This window comes from Thiobaca trueperi (genome assembly GCF_004342175.1).
In the GTDB taxonomy this organism is placed as follows: Bacteria; Pseudomonadota; Gammaproteobacteria; order Chromatiales; family Chromatiaceae; genus Thiobaca; species Thiobaca trueperi.
The window spans coordinates 1-2,267 of the sequence record NZ_SMAO01000020.1 but is presented as its reverse complement, the minus strand read 5'-3'; the positions used below and the strand labels follow the sequence as shown (position 1 = coordinate 2,267).

1 protein-coding gene is annotated in these 2,267 nt (G+C 67.4%); it reads right to left on the bottom strand.

Going from position 1 to position 2,267, the window contains the following annotated elements; translation table 11 throughout:
- On the bottom strand, positions 1 to 2,138 hold a 2,138-nt coding region (locus EDC35_RS18410; RefSeq protein WP_243651787.1), incomplete at its 3' end, for a chemotaxis protein CheA.
- Positions 2,139 to 2,267: the final 129 nt, after the last annotated feature.

The window sequence follows — 2,267 nt, the reverse complement described above, 5'->3', positions numbered from 1 at the left end:
ATCATGGCGACCTCGCCGCTGCCGAGGATGGTGGAACCGGCGAAGAAGCCGCGCAGATGGTTGAGCAGGCGTCCCAGCGGTTTGATGACGGTCTGGAATTCGCCCAGGAGATGATCGACGACCAGCCCCACGCGCTGGCCGGCATACTGGATGACGACGATGTTCTGACGGCGCGGGGGCGCGCCCGCCACCCGGAACAGCTCGCGCAGCCGCAGGAAGGGCAGCACCTGTCCGCGCAGATTGATGTAGTCCTGGTGTTCGGTCTCGGCGGGGTCGCATTTCATGCACTCGACCACGCAGTCGAGCGGGATGATGTAGGCGCCGTCGCCGACCCCGACCAGAAAGCCGTCGATGATCGCCAGGGTCAGCGGCAACCGGATGCTGACGGTGGTGCCGAGGCCCGGTCGGCTGTCCAGCCCGATGGTGCCGCGCAGGGCGTCGATGTTGCGCCGCACCACATCCATGCCGACGCCGCGCCCGGAGAGATTGGTGACCTGGTCGGCGGTGGAGAACCCCGGCTCGAAGATGAGGTGGTCGATCTCCTGGTCGCTCAGGGTCTGCCCCGGCTGGACCAGACCGCGCTCCTGGGCCTTGGCGAGGATGCGCTCGCGGTTGAGGCCGCCGCCGTCGTCGGCGATCTCGATCACGATGCTGCCGGATTCGTGGTAGGCGTGGAGCCGCAGCGTGCCTTTGGCCGGTTTGCCGGCCTGGAGGCGCCGGGCGGTCGGTTCGAGCCCGTGATCCATGGCGTTGCGCACCAGATGCATGAGCGGGTCGCCGATCTTTTCCACCACGGATTTGTCGAGTTCGGTCTCGGCGCCGGTGATGACCAGCTCGATTTCTTTGCCCAGTTCCTGCGAGACATCCCGCACCACGCGGCGGAAACGGTTGAAGGTCTCGCCGATTTCGACCATGCGCAGCCGCAGGGCGCTGTCGCGGATCGCCTCGACCAGGTGGCCGACGGTGGCGTTGGCCTCGACCAGTCCGCGATTGCGGCTGCGCCGGGCCAGCATCTCGGCGGAGGAGCCGGCGATGACCAGCTCGCCGACGAGGTTGATGAGGTCGTCGAGCTTGGCGGCATCGACGCGGATGACCCGCGCCTCGCGAACCTGGGCGTCGCGGGTGCGGCGCTGTTTCTCCAGGGCGGCGTCCACCAGTTCCTGCTGCACCACTTCGCGATGCACCAGGATCTCGCCCAGGGGCGGTGAGCCGGAGACGGGTTCCTCGGCGGTCTCGTTCGCCTCGGCGGCGCCGGCCTGGATGCGCAGTCCCTCCGCCAGCTCGCGTTCGGTCAGGCTGCCGCAGGCGACCAGGATCTCGCCCAGACGGGCCTTGTCCTCGGGCAGATCCTGGATGAGCCGAACATAGTCATCGAGCCGGCTGTGCGGTGGCAGGATGGTCAGGGTGCAGTCGTCCTGGACGAACTCGAAGGCGGATTCGATGGTGGCTTTGTTCAGCTCGCCGGCCAGACTGATCTCGAACCCCAGATAGCAGGTCTCGGCGTCCATCTCGTCGGCCGGGGGCAGGGCGTCGCTGACGGTCTCGACATGGACGAGCTGTCCCAGGGTGCCGAGATAGCGGATGAAGGAGAGCGGGTCGAAGCCGTTGCGCAGCAGATCGCGGTCGAAGCGCACCGACACATGCCAGGCGTCGTTTTCCGTCTGCCCGCCGCTGGCGGCCGGCACGGCGGGTCGGGCCTTGCCGTCTGCATCGGCGACGACGCCGGCGGGCGTGGCGGTTGGCGTCAGATAACCCTGCAAGCCGGTCAGCAGGCCGGCGCCAGCCGTGAGCAGGTCGGCGTCGGGCGTGTCATCACCGGCGGCGGCACCGTCGATGAGGGTGGCGATATGGTCGCGACAGCCCAACAGCAGGGCGATCAGGCGATCATCAACGGCGACCTCGCCGTCGCGCACCTGATCCATCAGGTTTTCCGCGACATGGGTGAAGGAGACGATGGCGTCCAGACCGAACAGGCCGGCGGCGCCTTTGATGGTATGCATGGCGCGGAACACGGCATTGATGGCGTCGGCGTCGTCCGGGGCGTTCTCCAGGGTAAGCAGGGCGTCTTCCATCGCCGCCAGCAGTTCGCGGCTCTCTTCGATGAAAGTTTGCTGGGCCTTGTCCATGTCCAGGTTCATGGGGGAGTCCTCAGGAAGGGGACGCGCATCCGGCAGGATCGCCGAAGCGGGCGGTCAGATTGCAGAGTTCCAGCACCTCCACGACCACCGGGCTTGGATTCAGGCTGTGCAGCCGCTTGCCCCGGTGCG